Raw genomic sequence first — 21,638 nt, 5'->3', positions numbered from 1 at the left:
TACTGCCTCAGGCGCGGATGAAATCGAAGGCGGAGACGTTGCCGAGGGCATCGCGGCGAAGAACCGCCCACCGGCCGAATTCGGTTTCGACTCTGGTGAGACCGTTCGCGCGCTGGAGTTCGCCCGGGCGCCACTGTTCGACGGTCGCGGCGGTAGCGGCGCGCTGGTCGTTGGTGAGCCCGAGCGCGCGGCCGGTCGAGCACGTCTTGATCTCGGTGAGGACGGCCGCAGGCGGCGTCTTCGTCACGCCGGCAGTGGTCGGGCGCGGCGCGGCAGCCATCGAGCGATCTGCGTTTGCCAGCGCAGCCGCAAGCGCCGGGGAGATGGCGGCTGCGCTGGTCGCGGGGGCAACCGGCTTGAGGCGTGCAGCGGTCTCGCGAAGCGCGGCTGCTGCATCCTGTTCGGTGCGGATGTCGGTCGCGCGAGCGGCGGCGCGCCGGAACTTGGCCATGCCGTCGAGTTCGGATGTCGTCATCGGATGAGTCCTCGCGCGGCGCTGCGCAGTTCGAGCGCGGCGCGTTGGGCGTTGGTGAGCTGGTCGAGTAGTGCCGCCTCGTCGAGGCCCGCGCGCCGGGCGACGTCGCGGGTGTCTACGACCGCCGCGCGGCCGGTGCCGGGCGAGGTGGCAAACGGGCGAAGCTGGCGAGGGGAGAGGCCGCAGGCTAGGGATGCGTCGGCGATCGAGATGTGCATTTCACGCAAGTGGTGCGTGTCGCTTTAAGTTACACCTATGCGGCAGCGGTCTCGTGGGGAGAGTTGTTGCGGACGTATTCGGAGACCTTCGCAAGAGCCCTGCGCTCAATTTGCCGGACGCGCTCGGTGGATATGTCGTATATCGACGCGATGTCCTTGAGTTTGTAGCGGCCTTCATCGACGAGTACACGCTCGACAAAGATGTCGCGGTCTCGTGGTGGCAGCCGTTCTGAGGCCTCGCCGATCAACTTGCGCAGATTGGCGAGCTGCTGCCGACGGTCGAGCAACTCGTCGGGGAGTTCGGCCGGATCGGCGAGCCGATCGCCGAGCGTTGCAGCGTCTTCGTCGTTGCCCATCGGATCATCGAGTGACAGGCGCGCGCGAGCGGCGCGGATGCCGTGGACGGTCGCGAGATCGAGACCGAGTTCGGCGGCGGCACGGGCCGTTACTTCGGATGCAGTGAGGTCGGGGTTGCCGACTTGGATGCGCCGCTCCAGCCGTGGAAGATTGACCGTCACGCGCTTCGTGAGCGGACTCACCGGGCAACGGACAGGTCCGTCGCCGTGCGTGATGAGCCCCAACAATTCAGCCCGAATCCAATACTCGGCAACTGTCGAGAGCCGCGCGCCGCGCGCGGGATCGAACGCGTCGATTGCCTTGAGTAATCCGACGAAGCCGGCCTGCACCGCGTCGGCGCGGCGGGCCGGATCGCGTTCGATCTTGCTGGCGATCCGCTGCACCAGTGGTGTGTGCGCCAGCACCAGCCGGTCGCGGGCGCGTGTCTCGCCGGCCTTCGCCCGCGTCATGAGGTCTCGTTCTTCTTCGGCGGTCAAAAGCATGCGGGGAGGGCCTTTCGTTTGGTCCTCTTCATCAAATAGCGTTCCGATCGAAATTCAATTGCTCGGCGGGCTTGATCTGGGGAGAGCTATAAAGTACATACAAGAGGAGTAGATGTATTGCCAAAGTGGCAACACCACTCCGCCAATGGAGCAATACATGTCTGAGATTTCTTTTCCCCTCGCATTCGACCCGATCGGCGGCCGTATCGTCGACTCGACTGGTCGCCTTGTCGCTTTCCTCGATGCTGATGTCGATGATCTCGCGGGCCTTGAACTTGTCGGGCTTGTCAATCGCGCCGCCGAGGATCGGGAGCCGGTGCCGGCGGCGGAGTGATCGATGCGGCGCGCCGGCTTCGGCCGGCGCTTCTGCATCGATAGTGCGCGGTGTATCGTTGCGCGCGAAGGTGGAGTCGATGAACCCGATCGAGAAGGCGCGGCGCGCGCGAGAGATTGCCGAGAAGCTGGCGGAGCTGCGCAAGGTCGCGGCCGAAGGCGACATGCCGTTTCTCGATTACCTTCTCCAGAACGCCGAGCTGGAGGCGGCTTCGATCCGCGACGAGACACCGGGCCTGCGGGTGATCGACGGCGGGCTCGTTGAGACATGATCCGTGCTGCGCTGGCGCTGGTCGCCGCCGTCATGATCTGGTCGCCCGGCCGTGCGGCAGAGATCCACTATTCACCGGGCGAGAATTTGGAACATCTCGACGTCGCCCTGATCGGCTCCGCCCGTGAGCGGATCGACGTCGCGGCGTTCGTCCTGTCCGATTGGCCGGTGATCGACGCGCTTGTCGCGGCTGCGGAGCGTGGCGTCGAGGTTCGGCTCGTGCTCGATCGGTCGCAACTGCCGCGCACCAACGTCGCCCGGCTGGAGCCCATTGCACCCTTCGTGCGGGTGTCGCCGGCCGGGCCGCTGATGCACTTGAAGGCATATGTGATCGACGGGCGGCGTCTACGGACGGGATCGGCGAACTTCTCGGCGGCGGGATTGAAACATCAGGCAAACGACTTGGTGTTGATTGACGATGCTGACGCGGTGGCGCGGTTCGAAGCTGCCTTCGAACGCGAGTGGACGCGGGCGAGACCGCTGGAGCCCTAAGAGCGTTCGCAGACGTCGGTTCGCAATAGGGCCTCGAGCCCCTCGAGATCCGGGAGCGCCGCGCGCAAGAGATCAACGGCGCGCATCCGAGCCTCGGCTCCCTGTGGCGAGGTCGGGGTGGTCGATTCCAACTCGACGCGGATCGTCTCGGCAGCGTCCAGAAGCCGTTGCCCATCGATGCCGAGGAGTTCGGAGATAACTGACGATTCCGCAATCAATGCCATGGCGTGACGGACCTTGGCGTCGATCTCCATCATGCGGGCTTCGGCAACTTCTCTGCGGCGGCGGGCTATTTCGGGATGCATGACGCTACGGTAAGACACGCGTTCGCTTGCAAATACAGAGTTTTGATTGAACCGAAACCAGACGCTACCGATAGTATGCGCAGTGTTGACGAAACTGTACCTATGTACAGGAGGAATTTTACTCGGCTGGTGTCAGTCGGCCTTGTTCGGGCCTTCGATCCGGTGGGGCTGGAGCGGCGGGGCCTTCATCACTACAAAGCCGGAAAGCGCGAGATGCTCGACCAGCCGCTCGGCAGTGATCTTGGCCATGAATTCATCGCCCGTGTGCGTGCGCTTGCGGCCGTCGAACCTGAGGCCGAAGGCGAGGGCGTCGCGGATCTCGTCGGCAGTGGCGGGGCGGGCTTCGTCGGTCATGGCGTCGTGTCCTCGATCTTGAGACTGAGAACATAAACAGAACATTCTCGATGCGCCAGCCCGTCGGCGAGTATCCGGTCATGGGCAGGGCGAGGGTAGGGGGACGGCTGGGGGAGGGACGTCCCTATTTCGGCGCGTGCGGCACGGCGGCGGCAGAAAATGTGCAGTGGGACGTCCCGCGATGCCACGGGACAAGGCGAGCGCCGAGTTGCCGCGATCGGAACGGCCGATCGATTGGCGTTTGGGACGTTGAATTTAGCCCATATCTAGTGAGGCCTCGCGCGGCCGAGCCCCCGCAAGCCCTCTCCCCGGGCGGAGGACCCGTGACGACATAGGGGGGTGGGTGTGTACATAAGCTATTGATATTGAGCCGAAAAATAACGAAGTGCGCTTCGGCTTCGTAATCCGGTCGATTTGCCGTTGGCGACAAGCGAAGAGCATGGGAAACCCCCGCTCGCCACGAAGTAACCGAGGGAATGATAGGCGCGGCCGATCGTTCGATACTCAGCAAGATGGGTGCTTCATCCTGCTACTGAGAAGCACCGTCACTATCCCGAATACGTCGAGCCTGCCGCGTGGTGTCACTCGACCGGCTGTGCTGCCGCTAGGGCGGCAGCGCGGCGTGCGTCATGCTGGTGGCGTCGGGGTGGTCATCGGGGTGTGTGGTGGTGGTCGCGGCTACATGGGGCTCACATTCGGGAGCCATAGTGTACGCCGACGCGGTTCGTCGATCAGCGCCATGGGTGGGAATTGACGTCCGGAGTGAAGGGGTAACCGTCCCGAACGGATTCGATGATTGCGCAAATGAGAGTTCCCCATCTTTGGTCGCGAAAATCAATATGTAGTGTAGACGTCCAGTATGCGATCTAGTAAATTCCTGTTATGTTCTTCTCAAGGAAGAGCCGCAGGAGAGAAAATGGCTAAGAAGCCCCCGGTTTTGGACATTCCCGAATTGGCGCGTGAACCGAAGCCCAACTATCCCACGGAAGAACTCGCAAAAGCAGCTAAGCAGCCGTTTTTAGATCACGTGCGCTCTGGCAAGCGCCCGTATGAATGGGAAGGTATTACGTACACGAACCCGAAGAAAGGGGAGCGAATTCGCTACATCTGCGATTTCGAAGTTCCGAATTATCGTAGGGACAGTGACACGGGGTGTCCTTGTCCACACTGCTCGCCAACGAGCCCGAAATTTCGATCCGGTCGCCTTGCTTGGTTCCCCGACAGCCATGTTCTTCGCATTATCGGGCCGAAGTGTTTCAAGTCGATCGACTCCGAGGAGCACGAGCGAGCCAACGCCGAGTTTCTGGCAGAGAAGCAGCGCGAGATCGCCCTCGAAAACCTTCGCCGAGACCCAAATCGCCTCGCGCTGGTCGCCAAGCAAATGGCAAACGCCGTCGCCTTCGCCGAGGAGTTGGAGAAGGTGCGGGGGGGCGTAAGAGATGCACTCACACGGGGAAGGATGGACCTCTCTACCCATGCACGCGACGGGCTTCTGATCGTCAGTGAAGACGTGCGCTACAAGACCTCGGACGGTCGAGAGGAGCGAATGGCTACGCCGTATATGCGTGACTCCACCCCGTTGACGTTCTATCGAGCGGATAAGCCTAGATACATGGACAAGCTGCCGAAGGCCCTGTCGACGTTTGCCGCTGCGGTCCGTGAGTTGGAAGAAACAGATCTGGCGACAGCTTCAACCAGCGACATGATGCGTCTGAATAGCAGGCTCACGGGGAGTCACAAGGCAGCCGACGAGTGCATCGCAGGGATTAGAGTCATTCACGCTGGCATCGACGGCGGCATCATTGGGCGGATACGAGATTGGTCCGCACGGGAAGACAGCGCGATCGGCGGCAAGCTCGTCGACATCCGTCGGGAGCCGGATGCGATTGTGGTGAGAGCAGGTGCCCTTTCCCGAAGGGTGAAGATCCCCGAGATCCTATGGTCTCGCCTCGAAGACCTCGCGGCGATCTGATGGGCCTGCGTTAGGTCAAAATTGAACGGACGATCGGGATGTTGCCGCAGTCGATCTGCGAACCACCGGGCGGCGAGTGTCGATTCAGGTTCCGGTCTCAGACGATCCGGATGGAACCGCCCTACGATACTCGACGCCGGCGACGACGCATTCGGGATGACGCACTCTCTGACGGACTAGAAGCGCTTTTATTTTGTGACGCAAACTGACGCCAAGCCTGTCGCCTGTTGTGCGAGCATTGCAGAAGCGCTCGGTCCCACGGACATTGTTATTGGATGCCTCGAAGCGACCGTCTGAACGTACATGTAATCTTGCGGTGCGCGCCCTTGAGTTATTGCGAGTGCAGTGTCTAATACATCATACAAGAAGTCTTCAAACAGGAAGACCGACTTCGCACCACTTCGGGCTGCGGTTTGCGTCACAGCATCTTCAATGCATTGGCATTTTAGCTCGTTCCAGCTTCGCACGCATAAATCATGAAACTGCTTCTTTTGGACGGTTCTCGAAGGTTGCGGGGGCACCGGTACAGGCGCCAGCATTGGCGGGGTTGCCGAAGGTATAGCGGTTGGTGACGGCGGTGGGGCGACGAAAACCGTTGCCGTCGTACAGCGTGGCCGCAACGCTTCCCGCACGGCCATCAGGCCGCCGATGGGAACGGACGTGGGTGGCGCGCCATTCACCCCAACTTGAGTGACGAAGGCGCTTTCAGGCAGGCGGGAGCCGTCTACCCTTGCTTGCTTGAGCAGGTCGGCTATCGCACCAACAAATCGGGCGGCGTCCTTCGCTGGCATGAACCCTGACGGCTCGATGCCGAGGTTCGTGTCCGTGTCCATTCCCGGCAGGGTGATGAACCGGGGTGGCCGACCGTCCGGCATCATGAACTTGTAGCCGAGGGCGTCTCGCGCTGAGCAAACCACTTCGATCTTCGGGAAATTGGGACCACCATCCAGCACAGCCCGAGGATTCACCGAGCTGGGGTCGACCTGCCACTTTCCGAAGTCTCCCGGCGCGGTGGGTTGCTTGCCATTGCAGGCGACATACTTTTTAGGTGTGCTCTTCGGATCTTCAAATTGACTTCTGTAATTCATTGAAGTGCCGTTGTCTTCCGTCCACACCTCACTCCACTGAATTTCAGGGTCGTTTTTGAATGGGCGTACTTCAATCCTAAAATGCCCATTGTCGAGTTTTTTGATGGATACGATTTCAATCTTTTTAAGCTGGCCTTCTATCTCTCGATATTGGATTTCCTTTTCCAATATTTGCTGAGCATTGGAGCCTTGTCCTTTGGCGAAGGCAGCACAATGCTTGGCGTCTTGCCCCCATGTCCCGTAAGGAAATCCTTGTGTAGGTGGTGTTTGAGCAACGGCATTAGAAGAGGCCAAGAAGAGCAGAGAGAAAGCGGCGCGTTCAAGCTTCTTCATGGTTGTGGCCTATAAAGTAGGTCTTGGTTGAATGAAACAGAATTCGCCATTCTATTTCAGAGGGATGGGGTGCCCATTCGTCACGAAGTGCGCGAGGACATACAACTTTCTAGCGAGGGTTACATGCCTTTGGCAATAAGGGAAATTCCCCCTCGGCTAGCCCTGCGTAAGACACAACGCGAGATCCTTCTTGAGGTCATCGCCACCAACGAAGCCGAGACGGGCCGCATCGAGCGTGAGCGCGAGCGCCTCGCCGAGTCTTCGGAGGAGACCATCCTAGCCGAACCGGCGATCTCGACGAGGAAGGCGGCCGAGGTGACGGGAGCGGGAGGCCGCCACTTCTTCGCCGTTTTGTGGTATTCGCTTGCGCAGCGCCCGGCCACTGCCGCGCTATTCGCGCTCCGTCAGCGGTGCCACGAACCGGCACCCCTTGCCACTCACTGTGAGCCGATCGCGCGTCAGGCGGGCCGGGAAGCGGATGCCGTGCAGCTCTCGCGTTTCCATGATGCCCCGCCGGCCGACGCTGGCGAGGACCGCGTCGACTACCGCGCGACCCTGTCGCCAATCGCGGTCGTTGAAGGTCAGCCACGGAATCGCAACCCGGCGCTCGCTGCCGTCGTCAGCACGAAGATGCATGATGATGGCGGAGCCATTGGCGTGGGGGCGGTGATCGCTGCCGATGATCGTGTAATGGTGGAGTTCACGCATGGGCGACCCCGATCTTGGTAAGGAGGTCGCCGAGCTTGTCGCGGTGTACGCGGAACGAGCGGAAGCTCTTGGAAGCATCGATACGCGTCTTGTATCGGCGCTTGAACGTATCCTTATGAATATTGGCGATTTCGCATACTTCGGCGAGATCGAGGTATTGATGATCCATCAGCGTGGACTCCTGCGGTTGAGTGTCCACTGCATTTAGGTGCTTTCTGATGCGTCGAAATGCTGCGCTTTGCGTCTCGTGGGGAGAGGCTACGGCGGGCCGGTTGACGTCCGCCCCGTGTTGTGTGTCACCGACGGCGCCCCCGGGCGCGGTGTTTCCGGTGGGTTAAGGGAACGCGAGACTCGACGCAACTTCCGCGACATGCTTCGATTGCAACCCTAACGGGGGATAAGAGATGAAGCGTATTCTTAGCGTCGCAATGGTCGCGGTTTCGATGGGTGGCTGCGCCACGGTCACGCGCGGGATGTCTGAACAGGTGACGTTCACTTCCGAACCGTCGGGGGCGTCCGTGCGACTGTCCACCGGCCTGCAGTGTTCGGCGACGCCCTGCACGTTCGATATCTCGCGGAAGCAAGAGTTCATCGCGGTCTTCTCGAAGCCGGGTTACGAGGATCAATCCATCGAGGTGAAGACCGAGCTAGCGGGCACTGGTGCTGCGGGCTTCGCCGGAAACGTCCTCGTCGGCGGTGTGGTCGGCATGGGGGCCGACGCGGTGACGGGAGCCACGCAGGACCACAAGCCGAATCCAGTTCATGCCGTCATGAAGCCGCAGACGAGCGGCGCCGCGCCCAAGGAAAAGAAGCACGGCCGCGCGACGTCGCCGGTGTCGTGAGTGGCGTAAAAGCCGGGCGATGCCGCTGTGACGCAGTTGAGGTGCGACCCGGTACCGCGACTACGTGAGGGGGTCTACGCGGCGGCGCTCAAGGAAAAGGTGCGCTCCGATCCGTCTTTCGGCTTCGTTGCCCTACGGACCAACAACAGCGCCGCGCACGCCATGGCGATCGTCCGAGGCGCCGGTATCGGCGCCTTGCCGACCTACGCGCCCCTTCTTTCGTCCGAGCTGGTGTCCGTGCTGCCAGAGTTCGAACTGCGGCGCGACGTCTGGCTAGCGCAGCGGAGCGTCGCGACATTCGTGCTCTGTCAGGGGGTGGGGTGACGAGCAGCGAGTGCCGTGGCCCCAGAGGAGAGGGTGCTGTGTGGCTAGGATGTCTGATCTCAACTAAGAAAGATGGTTCCAATCGCAATTGCCAATATGACGACAATAAATATTGCGACGAGCCAGTTGTTCATTTTCTCAGCCGGAACGCGTATTTTCTCACTATTTATGTGGATAATCATGTCGCTAATGGCGCTTTGAAGCACCAGCGCAGCACTTTTGTCTTGAGTGGGGGAGCTTTGGAAGCTTCCACCAGTTGCCGCATCGCGAACTTTTGACTGGCAGGCAATGTGAAGTTTGCGCCTTGAGGGATGGACTCGATCATAGAAGTCCCCCATCAACCCATCTATGCGCGATTGAAGACCTAGTATTTTGGCTTCTCGTATGGAGTCTTCTGTCGCGTCATTTCCTGCTGAGCACCAATATTCTGTGCCGAGATCTCCTAGGGACTCGAGGTTTTCACAAATAGAATCGACCAAGCTTCCCCAAGAGTCCTGGCCATACTGCCATATTCGAATAAATAGATTCGACATCCCGCCGCCAATAACGCCTAGCGTTGCGGGTAGTAGGATCAATATTTCAAATGTTTTACTTGCTACTTCTTTGGGCATTTTCAGCTAGAATGGCAGCGTCATGGATATAGCCCCACGCCTGCGGCTTGTAGGTCTGCATGCGTGGTGTATCTGCAACGATCTCCAAGCGTTCTTGGATTTGGTCTAGTGACCAGCCTTTGCGGATCAGGCCTCCGAGAGATTCCTCTAAGAACGATGATGGCAATCCAGCTACGCCATCAAAAATGAGGCGCACAGGACCGTCCTGCAAAGCAGGCTCAAGCACGTCGTCGCGGAATCTCTCGCCTGAATATGGCCCGTCGTCCCGGTAGCGGCCTGCGGGCGCTAGGCTGAACGACTCTGCAATAGACAGGATGCGTCCCACGGATCCACTCATATCGTCAGATCCCAAACAATCATGGTGCCCAGGATCGGGGTTGCGCGGTTAAAGGAGCGTGATTTTCCGCCCTTTTCATGCCGGACTACCCCACACCTTGAGTATATAGTTACTGAACCGCTATCGCAAAGGTCGGCTGCCGCAACAATCTGACGGAGCCCCTTGCCACGGTTCCCTTGTCCCGTCGATGTGCGACCCACTTTGATCGCGATCTTCATCGCGTGGCCATCGTTGTCGAATGGGTTAAGTGGTTTATTTGAACGAGTAATCCGCTCTAGGATTCGGGAGACCTTGTCGTATTTCTCCCATCGCGGCAGCGTGGCTGGGATGGAGGCGCCATGGTCGTAGATCATTATCACAACTTTGTTTTTCCCAGACTCCTCCGTGCGGCGATAGGCGGAGACCCACCATGAGGGCACTGTAAATTCCTCGCACAATTCCGTATATCGCCATGCATGATGTACTGAATTGGTGATGGCTTCCATAATTGCGTCGCACAAAGAAGGGTCTACCAAGGTAAGATCTACACCTATTTTTTTGAGGTAATCTATTATAACGCCTCCATTAACATTACTGCAGCGCGTCATCTTGAGTAATACGCCGCGTGTATAGCTGTATATTTCGCTTTCTGGCGAATCAACGCCAGATAATGAGAAGAATCCAATAGATCTAAGTATTCCTACAACGGACGCGTCCCACTCTTTAATATTTACGGCTTTTGGGACGAATGATCGATAATATCGAATGCGATCGTACTGTGAGGCAAGAACGAGTGCTGCGTGTAGGCCGATATATTTGATGGTAGAGAAATCCCAGTAATTATTTATTTTTACGTCACTTGCCGAGCGACGTGCTCTTCGCATGTTGCGACGCGGTAAGTATAGAACTCGCGTAAGTTCTGAACGGATCTCTGAAATGAATTGAATGGTAGCGTCCCACTCCGCTTTCGCTAACGACAATCTTTCTGGAGCAGGACGAGCTTCTCCTAACGCGATCGCATATTGAGTGCGGCCCTCGGCGTACAGTTCGACGACTCGCGCTGAGCGCGATCCATCACGGCTCGATCGTCTCGCGATTATCCAAGCACGGTGTTCTAGCTTGCGGCGCCGCTTGACGATCGCCCCCCGTTGGCTGCGAGCGTCTAGCCAGAGCTTTCTCGCAATTGATATTTTTCTCATTTGAAACGGTGCTGGCGATGAACGGAATTCAAACTGATATCAAGATGGCCCGTTATTGCAACCTATGAGCTGGCAGTGGTTCCTGCTGCAACGCCGGAAACGAATTGCAGCAATTTCACGCCGCCACTAACACCGCCGCTTCCCGAACCTCGATCGGCAGTCCCTGCCACACGTCCGGCTCGTCGACCTTGAGCGCCACCAGCTCCGCCGCGTCGTCGATCGAGATCCCGGCCACCGCCAGCGCGTGCTGTACTTGCCGTTCGTGCGCGAGCTCGCGCGCGAGGTCGACGTTGAGGCCGGCATCGTGCCGCCCGGCGACATGGTCCACGACAAGCGGTTCGGGCTCGGTGCGCACTGTGTAGGGTTCGACGACCGGCATCGCGTAGCAGGCCCCACGATCGGCGATCCACGTCGCGACCTCGCCCTCTGTCGGCTGCCGACGGAGGAGTGCGTCACCGACAGCCGCGAGCGTTAGCGGGCTGCCGTCGGGAAGCGTGATCGGTTCCGACTTCACGAGCTGGACGCCGACGGCGGCGAGGCGGTCGCGAATGATGGTGGCGGCATCGTCGGGGGAGGGGGCGAACACCCATGCACGAGAGGTCGTGCGTCCTCGTCCGGGCGTCTGGATCTGGACGGCGAACCACCCCGGCGAATTGTCCGCATTTCCCTCAAGAGTCCTATTAGAGGGGTTTGCGGACAATTCGGCAGCGGCGCGGACGAGCGCCATACCCTCCGCCATCCGCTTCTTCTCCGCCGCAACCTCCTCCTCGGTCCACCCATAGAGCCGCCCGGCGACGGTCGCACTCTCGACCAGCACCCCGACATCAAGCCCCACCTCGAACCGCCCCAGCTGGAGGTTCTGGAGTCCGACGACGACATCGGGCAACGGACCATCGAACGCGCCGTCACCGCACGTCACGATCAACTGGCGCTGATCGGGGCCGACGTCCGCCGGCCGACCGCGCGCCGCCGCCTGTCGCTGTTCGCTGGTGACCGTGCGCAGCACTGCATCGACGCCGGGATCGGGGTGGCGCGGTGTCCGTAGGTCGACCGTCGAGCCATCGAGGGCTGCGAGCACATGCACGTCGGTGTCGAACCACTGATCATACGCGAGATGCTCGACAGGCCGATCGAGCAGGACGGCGGCGAGCTGTTCAACGTCGCGCGGCGCGGGGGTGCTGGTGCCGATTGCTGCGACCAGCTCCGCCCCGTTGTGGACGTCGATCCCGCGCACGCTGCCGAAGGTGAGCGCATTCCAGCCGGCCGGCACGATCGAGTCCACTTCGCGACGAACCGCCACCTTCGGTGCAGAGACCACGGACGACGCCGAACCCGTCAGGACGTCGAGAAGGCGCAACGCCGACCGGATGCGACCACGGGTGCCGGAACTCCCGCCAAGGCTTCGCTTGGACGCCTGAGCGCCGGCAATGTGCAGCCGCGTCACGCCGGGGCCGTCGATCGTCTCGGCGTCGAAGATCTCGATGTATCCGGGGAAGATAGCCCGCATTTGGGGTTCCGGAAGCAGGCCCGCGTCGAGGAACAGAATCGGTGCCGACTGCACGATCGAGGACAACTCGAGCCGGTTCGCGATCGAGATCATCGACCGGCCTTCCGAGTCCACGTTGGCCGTCAGCCCCACCACATGCTCATGGTTCTTGGCGAGCGCCGCCGCCACTGCGTCGGCGATGTCTTTGCAGGCCCGCGCAGCTTTCAGGTCGGCGATCAGGGCATCGGTATTGGCGTCACCGGCGGCGGCGATCCGCCATTCGATCTGTCGAACCAACTCGGACGCAGCCCGACGACCGGCCTCGGTGTTGACGATGTCGAGACCGGCGGCGATCAGTGCCGACCGGGATATCGGTTCGGCCGTGCGATAGCCTGGCGACCGCATGGCAATCGCCTCGGCGGTGCTGGCGGCAACGGCGGCAACGGCGGCGGTCACTCTCCATAGGTCGCCCGTCGCCTGATCGGAGGGCGTCCACCCTCCCTCGGCGTTTTCGTAACCACGAACCGAACGGCGCTCGGCGACGTCGGCGACATAGGCCGATCGGGTTTCGACCAGCGTTGCGGCGAAGGACTCATCGACCGCCACCAGCCGCACCTTCGCGCCGCGCTTGTCGAGGATTTCACGCAAGATAGGGAGGTCGGCGACGAGCGCCGGCATGGGGACGAAGATCGTTTTGACGTCGGTAGCAAGTCGCGCGGCCTGTTCGCGATACACACACGTCTTGTAGAACGGACAGACGATCGGTTCCCCGTCCCGGTCGGTCGAACGGCAGAGCTGCGCAGCCGAACCGCCAGCGCCATTTACCTTGGCGACGAGCACGCGGCGGTCGCACACGGCAACGCCGGCCGCGTCGACACCCGTTCGGCCGACGACGACGGCAGCCCTTTCCATGAGCCCCGCCGCTTCATGAGCGAGCTTGAGCGTCGGGACGATCACAAGATCGATGAACCCGGCTGCCGGCGGCATGGCGGCGAGGGCATCACGAAGCGCACGGGACTTGCCGAGCCCCTCACGACCACGAACGCCGAGGCGCGGCGCGACCGCCTTCGGCGTCGCATGGAAGGCCTCAGCGGTGGCAACGGCTCGACGGACGGCAACTGCAAGGTCGTGTCGCACCTTGTTGACCGGAGCCGCGATGCGAGGCTTGAGCATCGGCGCCGCGAAGGTGAACGGCCGTTCCGCCTCCTCGGCAGCAACCTCGTCTGTGTGTTCGGCAGCGAGACGACGGCGCCATTCACCGAGGGCAGACCCGTCGCCGACACGTTCGTCGAGCCATTGCAGCGCTTCGGCGAACGAGACGCCGAGCGCCACCCGAACGAGTCCGATCGGGGTGTATCCGCGACCTTCGCCGAAGTCGTAGACCGACCGCCGGCCGATCTTGAGAGACGTCTGGTTCTCGCCCGACCGCCATGTCGCTTGAGCGGTGAAGGCGGAGCCCGACCGGCGAACGTAATTCAAGCCGAGGCAGAACACCCACGACTCCCGCGCGTCGTATGCACGCGCGTTCAAGTCGTCGAGCACCTCGCCGGAACTGCCGACCGGCGCGGGCGTCCATACCTTCGCGGTGCCGGCGCGGTCGGTCGTGGTGGCCGACGTCGGAGCGCCGAGGACCTCGCCGAGTTGAGCGAAGAACTCGTCGACCATGGACGGATCGACAGCGGGGATTTCGGCGACCGCGACGTTGTGGGGGCCTCGATCACCTTCCCACTCATAGGGTGCGAGCGTCTTCGGGTGAATGCCGAAGGCAACGAACTGTTTTCCGACGCCGACCAGCTCGACCTTGTGGCCGTCGGCGAAGGCGACCGACGACGAGGGGAGTGCAATCCCGCCGTCGGTGCGGAAGATAATCATCCGGCGCGGCCGGCGACCATACCGGACGAGTCCGTCAGTCGAGAGGAGCCGGGCGGCGAGGGCGTGGACCTTGTAGGCAAGCGCCTCGTCGTTCACGTCGACATCGACGCCGAACACGCCGCCGAATCCGCCCGCGATGCCGAGACCGCCGAGACGATCGTGGTGCAGCATGACGGCGTTGCGGAGCTGGTCGATATCGAAGCGACGGACGCAGGCGAACTGCCAGCCGCTGATGAGCGGGGCCTTGCCCGCGCCGGGGTGCGGGGTGCCTTCGAAGGTTAGCGCATCGTGCGACAGCAACGGCACGGGCGACCAGCCGCCGGTATGGACCGGGGCAAGGACGTCAAAGTATTTCGTGGGGGTTGAATTCAAGACGAGCCCCAGTCCGGGGCAGAATTTCGCCAGAATGTTAAGGCTTCACTCTTGACGAGATCTGAGCCGAAACCTATCTTACGCGTAAGGCGACGTTCTGCGATGTTGGGTCGCCCACCAGCTCGAAATACCACGGCTCCGAGTTTGCCTCTCGGGGCCGTTTTAATTTCAGGGCCAGCTACTGCCCTGCTTCGAACGGCGAACGGACGCGGCCGGATGCACGCGTCACCCGAACAGTTGGTGGTTCGCAAGTATTCTCTGCAACCCCGGCCATTTCATATTTTCTATACATCGGCCGCCGAGCCAATACAGTTTCCATGAATACCCTACAAATAGTAGGACGATGCGCGATGCCTACAACCCGAGCCGTGCGGCGCGCCGTTGGCGCTTCGGCAGGGTTTCGGGATGGCTCACATCAAATTTAGTATTGGCACGGCGTTAGATGTATTTGTGATGCTGATGCAAATGTATTGTAAAAACATGGCTTCGTGCCTTGCGCATGAATACATGACGCCACTACCTTCATCAGGAAGAAGCCACCCCCGGCCCCGATGGAGCCCACCGACATGTTGACCACCCCTCAAGCCGCCGAGAAGGCGGGGATCTCGCACCGAGCTATCTGTTACGCGATCGAAGACGGACGCCTCCCGGCGCGTCGCATCGGTCGCGACTGGACGATCGACGAAGCCGACCTCGAAGGCTTCGTCGCAGGCCGCGAAGCCGGCTCCCGTCATCGAGCCCGCCCGCTCGCCGTCGCACTCGGTGTGATGGTCTGTGTGGCTTCGTGGATGCCGAGCATGTGGGGAGGGATTGCCCGATGAAAGACGGCATGCTGACGAAATCCGACATCGCTGCCCGTGGCGGCGCGTTCACCTTTGCGATGTCGCGATAGACGGTTGCGCGCGACGCGCCGGTCGCCTCCTCGACCTTTCGACGTTCCTCGTTCGCTGGGCGACCGTTGGGCAACGCCTGCAGTTTCGTCTCATGAGACGAAACTGCAGTAGTCTCGTTGAGGCCGTTCTTCGACAGGCCACGATCCTGACGCCACTTCCACAGCGTCTTGTCGCTGCATCCGAGGATCTTCCCGCCCTTTCTGGTCGAGATCGACAGGTCGCGAATGATCGCCTCGCGCTCGCCCTCGGTCATGAGGCCGGGGTCTTCGGCTTTCGCTTCATGGACCTTGTCGAGAATGGTGCCGGCCGGCCCGCCGCCGCCGCGCTCGCTCGTTGGCTGTTGGGTCGCGAGGATCTGGGGAGAGCGGTTGCGTGCGCCTCGGCGCGGCCTTGAGCGGTGTTGAGCGCCTCACGAAATCAGGCGCATCGTGAACCGCAACGGAGCCACCAGTGCTCAATCTCCAACAAACCGCGAAGGCCCTCGGCATCGCCCCGGCGACCCTTCGTCGTCACCTCCGGGTCGCATTCCCCGGTGAACGCCCGACGCGCTTCGCGCCGGCCGACCTCTCGACCCTCGCCGCTCGACTGGGCTTCACGGTCGACCTCTCTCGACCGGAGCGCCGCGCATGAGCGCCAAATATCCGGCCGTCGAATTGGACCACCTCGCCGACCGTCTCGGCGTCTCGGTCTCGGCGCTCCGCCACATCGCCGAACGTTGCATCTTCCTCGACGAAGCCGACGTCGAACACGTCCCGGTCGCCGAGGCGTCACGCCTCCTCGATCGTCCTGTCGAGGACCTTCTCGCCGCCGTTGCCGATCTCGTCGTGCTCGACGATCCGCACTACGGCGACGCCTGATCAACCACATCAACCAGCTGCTGCGCGCCTTCGGCGCTTCCGCAGCACCGGAGCCACTCCATGGAAATTGTCACCCAGACTCGCCCCGATCCCGTCAACGCCATCGACGTCGAAGCCGTCACCGGCCTTTCGCGCCGCGAGATCGAGAACGCCATCCGCGCCGAGCGACGCATCGGCACACACGATCAGGTGTCGTGGCCCCGCGACCCCTTCGGCCTCGCCCGCGATCTCGTCTGGCGGGAAAGCACGGGCTCGTTCCGGCCCGTGCCGGATGCTCGTCGCACCACGACGCAGCAGCTCGGCGAAGCCCTCGTCGAGTCCCGCCGCCGCCGCGCCGAAGAGAACGCATCGGCCATTGCCGCCAGCCAGCGCGAGGCCGCCGCCATCGTGGCCAACGGCCGCAGCGATGCCTTCGCCAGTGCTGTGGCTGCGCAGGCCTGCCACGAGCGCGCCGTGTCGAACGCAGCCGCCGGGCTGGAGGGTTGAGCATGAGCCTGCATCGACCCGAACGGCTTCATGCACTGGTCGACGTCGCCGAGGCCTTGGGCCTTGGAAGCGCCGACGTCCTCCGCCTCGCCCGATCCGTCGCCGGCTCCGGACTCCGGTTCGAACAGAACACCCGCCGACCGCGCGTCGTCGACTTCCTGCGGCCGGCCTTCATCGCCGAGCACCTTGCCGACCTCGACGACGATCTCGGCGAGCGGCTGGCGGCGATCGAAGCGCGAGAGGGGGCCGACCACGTCCTCGGGATCATGACGCCACTCTGCACCGCCGAGGCCGAAGAAGCCCGTCGGGCGATCGACGCGACGATCGAGCGCGACCGGTTCACCGATCGCCGGCAGGAAGTCGACGCCGACGGCGCGGTGACATGGAAGCCGGCCGAACCGAAGTACACAAGCGCTCCGCGATCGGAATCGACATATGCCGCCCATCGGCGGGAACAGGTCGCCAAATGGGGCGTGCGCTCGCCCGCGAACAAGTGGGGGGCGTAATGTCCGACCTGATCGACTTGAACGAGTTGCGCGATGCCGCCTTCGACCCGTGTCCGGCGCGGGCCTATGCGCGGGCCGCAACTATCTGCTACCGGCACGGTCTGGACGCCGACCAGCGGACGGACATCCTTCGCGCCGTGATGCTTTGGCGCGGCGACACGAAGGCGGCGGACCTGCTGCCGCGCCTCGTACATCGTCGCATCGATGAGTTGACGGGCGATATCGGCTTCTTCGAAGTCGAGCCGGCGCTCGCGCCCTACGTCGCCGAGCGCGACGAAATCCTGTCGGCGGCGTCCTCGACAGCGATGTATGCCGCCGCCCTGCGGATCATGCACCGCGTCGTCGAAGACTATGGCGAGCATCACCCGGTCGCCGGCCGCGCCATGTGGATGGTCGCCGAGGCCGTGCTCGAAAAGTGCGGCGAAGGCAGCGAAATGCGTTGGCACCACGTTGCCGCCATGGCCGAACTTCTCGGCGAGCGCGCAATGAAGCTCGGCGACGAAGGGCTTGCTCGGGTATTGCGGCGAGGCCCGCCGATCCCGCCGGCCGCTGCCGCGTGATCTCCGCACCATCGCGACGACGAAGCCCGCCCCCTGTGCCAGCCAAGGCCCTGCGGCGGGCTTCGCCCTTCGGCAGGGTCAGCGCCGCTTGCGCGAGGCGCGAAGCGCGCCGATACGGCTCTGTTCCCTCTCTCGTTCCGACCACATGTCGTAGGCGGTGAGTCCTTCACCAGCGCGAGGCTGAACTTCCTTAGCCCAATCTTCGAGGCCGACCCTGCGCTCGTCGAGATAGATATGATGGTCATAGACCTTGCCGATACCGCGCACTTTGTGCGCAAGGCAAAGCTCTGCAATGTGTGGCGGAACACCAATGCGGGCAAGGCCGGTGCGAAAGCCGTGACGAATGGAGTGAATTTTCCATTCTGGTATTGGCTTGTCGCCATTTAGTTTGGCGACCCGTTCATCGATTTCGCGCTTGATCTTGGACCAACCGCTAGGCGGCGTACTTCCGTTGCTGGTGAAAACGAGAGTCTCGCCGGCTTCTTTTGCAGCTTTGATGCGTCGCGTTAGTATCGCTAGTGGAACGGGGGCAAGGGGGATCGCATGCGGTTCGTCAGCCTTCATTCGTGACGCTGGGATCTCCCATACCTTGCTCGATAGATCGACCTCGTCGACCACCATTTCGGCGACCTCAGACAGCCGCGCCCCGGTAAGTATCAGGAGGGCAAAGAGGTCTCCCCATATTCCGCGACGGCGAGCGCCTTCATCTAGTTCGAACGCTGCGCGCCAAACAAGGCGCATTTCTGGAATGGATAAGTATCGTTGCGACGGTTTCTCTGCCGTGCGGTCGATCGTAAGGTCGCGAGCGGGATTTTCCGCCGTGTAACCTCGCGCCATGAAGTATGAAAACGCCAATTTGATGTAGGTAAGCGTTCTGTTTCGTTGAACTAGTGCGCCACGGTCTTCAATCTCATTGAGAACGGACTTGATGTCACTCTTTGTAATCGCGCGGACACGGCGCGCGTTCCACGGCGCGCATTCCCTCCGCAGGGTGCGAAGGATCTCCGCCCCGCCGCCGCCAGTCAGCTTGTTTCGCTCCAATGTTTCCAGAGCTTCGCGCCACGTCACTGACGAAGTGGCTGCATCCGGGTCGCTCTTCGCACGGCGAACGATCTCCCGAGCCCGCTCGCGGGCGTCGGCAAGGTCTACCCCATCGACATCGCCAATCGTCTGGAGCGTCTCGGGACCTCCGGCGGTTGCGCGAAATCGGACCTGAAACGCCTTCCGTCCGTTTGGAAACACACGCACCTGAAAGCCGATGCCTCGCTCGATCGTGGCGTCGGTTACCGCGTACGGCGCGGCCTCCGGCTTTAGGTCGGCAACTGTCTTCTTTGTGAATCGGATCTTGGGTCTAGCCATGGCTCATAGTGCCATGTTCGCAATCGTGTCCGCAATCGGTCTTGCGCGAAATCAGCTGTGGCGATACAACCAATTATGCGATGACGGGAAAAATGTAGGAAAAACCGATGTTTGAGGCCATAGATTTGACGATCCGTGATCGCGATAGTGGCCAAAAGAACAGCCTTCTAAGCTGTTGGTCGCAGGTTCGATTCCTGCCGGGGTCGCCACATTCCCGCGAGATCGCCGAGGTCTCGCGCCAGCCTTCTTCGTCGACGACCACGTCGCCCGCGCCGACACGTTCGCGTGAGCGCGACGCCGCGCGGCCTTGCTCTGCCACCACCGATCGGCTATCGAGCGCGCCCGCATGCCGCACCGATCCGCGCGATCGCGGCATCACCGTCGCGCTGAGACGCGCGAGACGAGACCGCCGATGTCCGAACCGACCACCACCCCGACCGAACCCGTCCCCGCGCTCGAGCCGGCCGCCGCCAAGCGCGCGACCGCCTTCGCGCTCGCCGTGGTCTTCCTCGATTGCGTCGGCTTCGGCCTCGTGCTGCCGGTGCTGCCGCCGCTGATCGAGGAGGTCGGCGGCATCGGTCTCGACGACGCCGCGCGCGTCGGCGGCTGGATGTTCGCGCTCTTCAGTCTGGCGCAGTTCGTCTGCGCGCCGCTGGTCGGCGGGCTCTCCGATCGCTTCGGCCGTCGGCCGCTGCTGCTGCTCGCCGTCGCCGGCCTTGCGGTCGACTACGTCGTCCACGCGCTCGCCCCGTCGATCGGCTGGCTCTATGTCGGCCGCCTCTTCGCCGGCGTCTGCGGCTCGTCCTGGGTCATCGCCAATGCCTGCCTCGCCGACGCCAGCCGGCCGGAGGACCGCGCCCGCGCCTTCGGACTGATGGCGGCCGCCTTCGGCCTCGGCTTCGTCCTCGGCCCGGCGATCGGCGGCCTGCTCGGCGCCTTCGGCACGCGCGTGCCCTTCTGGTGCGCGGCGGCGCTGGCGGCGGCGAACTTCGTCTTCGGACTGATCGCGCTGCCCGAGACGCTGCCGGCCGACCGTCGCCGCACCTTCCGTTGGCGCGAGGCGAACCCCTTCGGCGCCTTCGTCGTCTTCCGCGCCCACGGCAGCGTGCTGCCGCTCGCCGGCGTGCTGACGCTCTACTTCTTCGCCACCTCGGTCTATGTCGCGATCTGGTCGTTCTGGGGCGTCGCCAAATACGGCTGGTCGGCATCGACGACCGGGATCACGCTGGCCGTCTCCGGCGCCGCCATGGCGTTGATGCAGGGTGTGGCCACCGGCCCCGCCGTCGCCCGTTTCGGCGAACGGCCGCTGGCGCTCGCCGGCCTCGCGATCGGGGCGGCCTCGTGCTTCGCCTACGGGCTGGCGCCGACCACGGCGATCGTCCTGCCGATCCTCGTCGTCCATGCGGTCGAGGGCTTCGTCCATCCGATGCTGAGCGCGATGATGTCGCGCGCCGTGCCGGAGGACGCGCAGGGCGCGCTGCAGGGCGGGCTCTCGGCGGGCATGAACCTCGCCATGCTCGCCGGCACCATCGCCTTCACGCAGGTCTTCGGCTTCTTCCTCGCGCCGCAGGCGCCGATCGTCAGCCCCGACGTCGCCTTCCACGTCGCCGGCGTCCTGATGGTGCTGGCGGTCGTGCTGCTCGCCGTCGTCACCCGTCCGGCGCGGACGGCGTGATCGTCCGCCTCGCGCGGCCCCGAAAACGACGAGACCCCCGCGAGCCGGCTCGCGGGGGTCTTCGGGATCTTCCGTCGCGGACTGGTTCTCAGCCGAAGCGGCCGGTGATGTAGTCCTGCGTGCGGGTGTCCTGCGGGTTGGTGAAGATGCGGTTGGTCTCGCCGAACTCGACGAGATTGCCGAGCAGGAAGAAGCCCGTCATGTCGGAGCAACGCGCAGCCTGCTGCATGTTGTGGGTGACGATGACGATGGTGAACTCGTTCTTCAGCTCGTCGATCAGCTCTTCGATGCGCGCCGTCGAGATCGGGTCGAGGGCCGAGGTCGGCTCGTCGAGCAGGACGACCTCGGGCTTCACCGCGATGGTGCGGGCGATGCAGAGGCGCTGCTGCTGACCACCGGAGAGGCCGGTCGCCGGCGTGTCGAGCCGGTCCTTGACCTCGTTCCAGATGGCGGCCTTCGACAGCGACCATTCGATCCGCTCCTCGAGATCGGCCCGGCCGATGTTCTCGTTGAGGCGGATGCCGAAGGCGATGTTGTCGCGGATCGACATCGGGAAGGGCGTCGGCTTCTGGAACACCATGCCGACCCGATTGCGCAGACGCACCGCCTGGACCTCGGGGGCGAGCACGTTCTCGCCGTCGAGCATCACCCGGCCGGTGGCGCGCTGGCCCGGATAGAGGTCGTACATGCGGTTCAGCACGCGCAGCAGCGTGGACTTGCCGCAACCCGACGGCCCGATCATGGCGGTGACCCTGCGCTCGGGCACCTTCATGTCGATGCCGTGCAGTGCACGGTTGTCGCCGTAGAAGAACTCGAGGTTCTCGATCGAGATCTTGGGTTCTCCCGCGGAGGCGGGGACGGAATCGCGCAGCGCTTCGGACATGGGGGTCAC

26 protein-coding genes are annotated in these 21,638 nt (G+C 62.7%); 12 read left to right on the top strand and 14 right to left on the bottom strand.

Features of this window, described 5'->3' with window-relative positions; all coding sequences use genetic code 11:
- Positions 1 to 7 precede the first annotated feature (7 nt).
- Genes ACT541_RS11935 through ACT541_RS11925 form a run of 3 tightly spaced genes read right to left on the bottom strand, consistent with a single transcriptional unit; the run spans position 8 to position 1,532 of the window.
- Complete coding sequence (locus ACT541_RS11935) at positions 8 to 475, bottom strand: hypothetical protein (protein ID WP_476137120.1); 468 nt, start codon at positions 473 to 475, stop codon at positions 8 to 10.
- Positions 472 to 702 carry a hypothetical protein gene (locus tag ACT541_RS11930; protein WP_476137119.1) on the bottom strand — a complete coding sequence of 77 codons (231 nt, stop codon included), beginning with the start codon at positions 700 to 702 and terminating at the stop codon, positions 472 to 474. The genes ACT541_RS11935 and ACT541_RS11930 overlap by 4 nt, the downstream gene beginning before the upstream one ends.
- 26 nt (positions 703 to 728) lie before the next feature.
- Positions 729 to 1,532, bottom strand: coding sequence for a sigma-70 family RNA polymerase sigma factor (locus tag ACT541_RS11925; protein ID WP_476137117.1), 804 nt, complete (start codon positions 1,530 to 1,532; stop codon positions 729 to 731).
- Between the two features lie 157 nt (positions 1,533 to 1,689).
- Here ACT541_RS11925 and ACT541_RS11920 point away from each other — a divergent pair, with 157 nt between their 5' ends.
- From ACT541_RS11920 to ACT541_RS11910, 3 genes are all read left to right on the top strand, one after another.
- Positions 1,690 to 1,866, top strand: coding sequence for a hypothetical protein (locus ACT541_RS11920; protein WP_476137115.1), 177 nt, complete (start codon positions 1,690 to 1,692; stop codon positions 1,864 to 1,866).
- A gap of 79 nt (positions 1,867 to 1,945) precedes the next feature.
- Positions 1,946 to 2,137, top strand: coding sequence for a hypothetical protein (locus ACT541_RS11915; protein ID WP_476137113.1), 192 nt, complete (start codon positions 1,946 to 1,948; stop codon positions 2,135 to 2,137).
- The gene (locus ACT541_RS11910) at positions 2,134 to 2,628 is read left to right on the top strand and encodes a phospholipase D-like domain-containing protein (RefSeq protein ID WP_476137111.1); all 495 of its coding nucleotides are present in this window, start codon (positions 2,134 to 2,136) and stop codon (positions 2,626 to 2,628) included. Before ACT541_RS11915 ends, ACT541_RS11910 begins: the two co-directional genes overlap by 4 nt.
- Here the strand turns inward: ACT541_RS11910 and ACT541_RS11905 are convergent.
- Positions 2,625 to 2,885 carry a hypothetical protein gene (locus tag ACT541_RS11905; RefSeq protein WP_476137109.1) on the bottom strand — a complete coding sequence of 87 codons (261 nt, stop codon included), beginning with the start codon at positions 2,883 to 2,885 and terminating at the stop codon, positions 2,625 to 2,627. The genes ACT541_RS11910 and ACT541_RS11905 overlap by 4 nt on opposite strands.
- Positions 2,886 to 3,065: 180 nt before the next feature.
- Complete coding sequence (locus ACT541_RS11900; RefSeq protein WP_476137107.1) at positions 3,066 to 3,287, bottom strand: hypothetical protein; 222 nt, start codon at positions 3,285 to 3,287, stop codon at positions 3,066 to 3,068.
- 916 nt (positions 3,288 to 4,203) lie between these two features.
- On the opposite strand from ACT541_RS11900, the gene ACT541_RS11895 reads away from it, so the two are divergent.
- Positions 4,204 to 5,259, top strand: coding sequence for a hypothetical protein (locus tag ACT541_RS11895; protein ID WP_476137105.1), 1,056 nt, complete (start codon positions 4,204 to 4,206; stop codon positions 5,257 to 5,259).
- Positions 5,260 to 5,447: 188 nt separating this feature from the next.
- Here ACT541_RS11895 and ACT541_RS11890 read toward each other — a convergent pair whose 3' ends face one another.
- The 3 genes from ACT541_RS11890 to ACT541_RS11880 form a co-directional block, all read right to left on the bottom strand.
- Positions 5,448 to 6,680 (bottom strand): hypothetical protein, encoded by a 1,233-nt coding sequence (locus tag ACT541_RS11890; protein WP_476137103.1) that lies wholly within the window; start codon positions 6,678 to 6,680, stop codon positions 5,448 to 5,450.
- Positions 6,681 to 7,070: 390 nt separating this feature from the next.
- Positions 7,071 to 7,388: a hypothetical protein gene (locus tag ACT541_RS11885; RefSeq protein WP_476137101.1), complete on the bottom strand. Its 318-nt coding sequence runs from the start codon at positions 7,386 to 7,388 to the stop codon at positions 7,071 to 7,073.
- A complete protein-coding gene (locus ACT541_RS11880) occupies positions 7,381 to 7,557 on the bottom strand; it encodes a hypothetical protein (RefSeq protein WP_476137099.1) in 177 nt (58 codons plus the stop codon). Before ACT541_RS11880 ends, ACT541_RS11885 begins: the two co-directional genes overlap by 8 nt.
- A 235-nt stretch (positions 7,558 to 7,792) precedes the next feature.
- On the opposite strand from ACT541_RS11880, the gene ACT541_RS11875 reads away from it, so the two are divergent.
- Together ACT541_RS11875 and ACT541_RS11870 are read left to right on the top strand one after the other, a co-directional pair.
- On the top strand, positions 7,793 to 8,230 hold the full coding sequence (locus tag ACT541_RS11875) for a translation initiation factor 2 (RefSeq protein ID WP_476137097.1): 438 nt from the start codon (positions 7,793 to 7,795) through the stop codon (positions 8,228 to 8,230).
- A gap of 99 nt (positions 8,231 to 8,329) precedes the next feature.
- Positions 8,330 to 8,554 (top strand): hypothetical protein, encoded by a 225-nt coding sequence (locus ACT541_RS11870; RefSeq protein WP_476137096.1) that lies wholly within the window; start codon positions 8,330 to 8,332, stop codon positions 8,552 to 8,554.
- Between the two features lie 59 nt (positions 8,555 to 8,613).
- Here ACT541_RS11870 and ACT541_RS11865 read toward each other — a convergent pair whose 3' ends face one another.
- The 4 genes from ACT541_RS11865 to ACT541_RS11850 all read right to left on the bottom strand — a co-directional run bounded on the left by ACT541_RS11865 (position 8,614) and on the right by ACT541_RS11850 (position 14,410).
- Complete coding sequence (locus ACT541_RS11865; RefSeq protein WP_476137094.1) at positions 8,614 to 9,165, bottom strand: hypothetical protein; 552 nt, start codon at positions 9,163 to 9,165, stop codon at positions 8,614 to 8,616.
- Complete coding sequence (locus ACT541_RS11860) at positions 9,143 to 9,490, bottom strand: STAS-like domain-containing protein (protein ID WP_476137092.1); 348 nt, start codon at positions 9,488 to 9,490, stop codon at positions 9,143 to 9,145. Before ACT541_RS11860 ends, ACT541_RS11865 begins: the two co-directional genes overlap by 23 nt.
- 8 nt (positions 9,491 to 9,498) lie before the next feature.
- Entirely contained in the window at positions 9,499 to 9,987 is a 489-nt protein-coding gene (locus ACT541_RS11855; RefSeq protein WP_476137090.1) for a hypothetical protein, read from the bottom strand.
- Between the two features lie 808 nt (positions 9,988 to 10,795).
- On the bottom strand, positions 10,796 to 14,410 hold the full coding sequence (locus ACT541_RS11850) for a bifunctional DNA primase/polymerase (protein WP_476137088.1): 3,615 nt from the start codon (positions 14,408 to 14,410) through the stop codon (positions 10,796 to 10,798).
- A 566-nt stretch (positions 14,411 to 14,976) separates the two neighbouring features.
- Between ACT541_RS11850 and ACT541_RS11845 the strand changes: the two genes are divergently transcribed.
- From ACT541_RS11845 to ACT541_RS11825, 5 genes are all read left to right on the top strand, one after another.
- A complete protein-coding gene (locus ACT541_RS11845; RefSeq protein WP_476137086.1) occupies positions 14,977 to 15,231 on the top strand; it encodes a helix-turn-helix domain-containing protein in 255 nt (84 codons plus the stop codon).
- A 698-nt stretch (positions 15,232 to 15,929) separates the two neighbouring features.
- On the top strand, positions 15,930 to 16,160 hold the full coding sequence (locus ACT541_RS11840; RefSeq protein WP_476137084.1) for a hypothetical protein: 231 nt from the start codon (positions 15,930 to 15,932) through the stop codon (positions 16,158 to 16,160).
- A gap of 60 nt (positions 16,161 to 16,220) precedes the next feature.
- Complete coding sequence (locus ACT541_RS11835; protein ID WP_476137082.1) at positions 16,221 to 16,646, top strand: hypothetical protein; 426 nt, start codon at positions 16,221 to 16,223, stop codon at positions 16,644 to 16,646.
- A gap of 2 nt (positions 16,647 to 16,648) precedes the next feature.
- Entirely contained in the window at positions 16,649 to 17,152 is a 504-nt protein-coding gene (locus ACT541_RS11830) for a hypothetical protein (RefSeq protein WP_476137080.1), read from the top strand.
- Positions 17,152 to 17,712: a hypothetical protein gene (locus ACT541_RS11825; protein WP_476137078.1), complete on the top strand. Its 561-nt coding sequence runs from the start codon at positions 17,152 to 17,154 to the stop codon at positions 17,710 to 17,712. The genes ACT541_RS11830 and ACT541_RS11825 overlap by 1 nt, the downstream gene beginning before the upstream one ends.
- A 78-nt stretch (positions 17,713 to 17,790) precedes the next feature.
- On the opposite strand, the gene ACT541_RS11820 is transcribed toward ACT541_RS11825, so the two are convergent.
- A complete protein-coding gene (locus ACT541_RS11820) occupies positions 17,791 to 19,071 on the bottom strand; it encodes a tyrosine-type recombinase/integrase (RefSeq protein WP_476137076.1) in 1,281 nt (426 codons plus the stop codon).
- A 412-nt stretch (positions 19,072 to 19,483) separates the two neighbouring features.
- Here ACT541_RS11820 and ACT541_RS11815 point away from each other — a divergent pair, with 412 nt between their 5' ends.
- On the top strand, positions 19,484 to 20,746 hold the full coding sequence (locus ACT541_RS11815; protein WP_476137074.1) for an MFS transporter: 1,263 nt from the start codon (positions 19,484 to 19,486) through the stop codon (positions 20,744 to 20,746).
- An 88-nt stretch (positions 20,747 to 20,834) separates the two neighbouring features.
- Here the strand turns inward: ACT541_RS11815 and pstB are convergent, their stop codons facing one another.
- A complete protein-coding gene (pstB, locus tag ACT541_RS11810) occupies positions 20,835 to 21,629 on the bottom strand; it encodes a phosphate ABC transporter ATP-binding protein PstB (protein ID WP_476137072.1) in 795 nt (264 codons plus the stop codon).
- Positions 21,630 to 21,638: the final 9 nt, after the last annotated feature.

It is taken from the genome of Pinisolibacter sp. DMC100, assembly GCF_056313705.1.
Note: the sequence above shows the minus strand (reverse complement) of the source record. Positions and strands in the feature narration are given on the sequence as shown.

Coding starts and splice junctions, on each gene's coding strand:
- ACT541_RS11815 (WP_476137074.1), top strand. CDS start 19,484: ATGTCCGAACCGACCACCACCCCGACCGAACCCGTCCCCGCGCTCGAG.
- ACT541_RS11935 (WP_476137120.1), bottom strand. CDS start 475: ATGACGACATCCGAACTCGACGGCATGGCCAAGTTCCGGCGCGCCGCC.
- pstB (WP_476137072.1), bottom strand. CDS start 21,629: ATGTCCGAAGCGCTGCGCGATTCCGTCCCCGCCTCCGCGGGAGAACCC.
- ACT541_RS11855 (WP_476137090.1), bottom strand. CDS start 9,987: ATGGAAGCCATCACCAATTCAGTACATCATGCATGGCGATATACGGAA.
- ACT541_RS11900 (WP_476137107.1), bottom strand. CDS start 3,287: ATGACCGACGAAGCCCGCCCCGCCACTGCCGACGAGATCCGCGACGCC.
- ACT541_RS11925 (WP_476137117.1), bottom strand. CDS start 1,532: ATGCTTTTGACCGCCGAAGAAGAACGAGACCTCATGACGCGGGCGAAG.
- ACT541_RS11920 (WP_476137115.1), top strand. CDS start 1,690: ATGTCTGAGATTTCTTTTCCCCTCGCATTCGACCCGATCGGCGGCCGT.
- ACT541_RS11835 (WP_476137082.1), top strand. CDS start 16,221: ATGGAAATTGTCACCCAGACTCGCCCCGATCCCGTCAACGCCATCGAC.
- ACT541_RS11880 (WP_476137099.1), bottom strand. CDS start 7,557: ATGGATCATCAATACCTCGATCTCGCCGAAGTATGCGAAATCGCCAAT.
- ACT541_RS11910 (WP_476137111.1), top strand. CDS start 2,134: ATGATCCGTGCTGCGCTGGCGCTGGTCGCCGCCGTCATGATCTGGTCG.
- ACT541_RS11890 (WP_476137103.1), bottom strand. CDS start 6,680: ATGAAGAAGCTTGAACGCGCCGCTTTCTCTCTGCTCTTCTTGGCCTCT.
- ACT541_RS11895 (WP_476137105.1), top strand. CDS start 4,204: ATGGCTAAGAAGCCCCCGGTTTTGGACATTCCCGAATTGGCGCGTGAA.
- ACT541_RS11885 (WP_476137101.1), bottom strand. CDS start 7,388: ATGCGTGAACTCCACCATTACACGATCATCGGCAGCGATCACCGCCCC.
- ACT541_RS11825 (WP_476137078.1), top strand. CDS start 17,152: ATGTCCGACCTGATCGACTTGAACGAGTTGCGCGATGCCGCCTTCGAC.
- ACT541_RS11830 (WP_476137080.1), top strand. CDS start 16,649: ATGAGCCTGCATCGACCCGAACGGCTTCATGCACTGGTCGACGTCGCC.
- ACT541_RS11845 (WP_476137086.1), top strand. CDS start 14,977: ATGTTGACCACCCCTCAAGCCGCCGAGAAGGCGGGGATCTCGCACCGA.
- ACT541_RS11840 (WP_476137084.1), top strand. CDS start 15,930: ATGAGCGCCAAATATCCGGCCGTCGAATTGGACCACCTCGCCGACCGT.
- ACT541_RS11865 (WP_476137094.1), bottom strand. CDS start 9,165: ATGCCCAAAGAAGTAGCAAGTAAAACATTTGAAATATTGATCCTACTA.
- ACT541_RS11875 (WP_476137097.1), top strand. CDS start 7,793: ATGAAGCGTATTCTTAGCGTCGCAATGGTCGCGGTTTCGATGGGTGGC.
- ACT541_RS11820 (WP_476137076.1), bottom strand. CDS start 19,071: ATGGCTAGACCCAAGATCCGATTCACAAAGAAGACAGTTGCCGACCTA.
- ACT541_RS11915 (WP_476137113.1), top strand. CDS start 1,946: ATGAACCCGATCGAGAAGGCGCGGCGCGCGCGAGAGATTGCCGAGAAG.
- ACT541_RS11905 (WP_476137109.1), bottom strand. CDS start 2,885: ATGATGGAGATCGACGCCAAGGTCCGTCACGCCATGGCATTGATTGCG.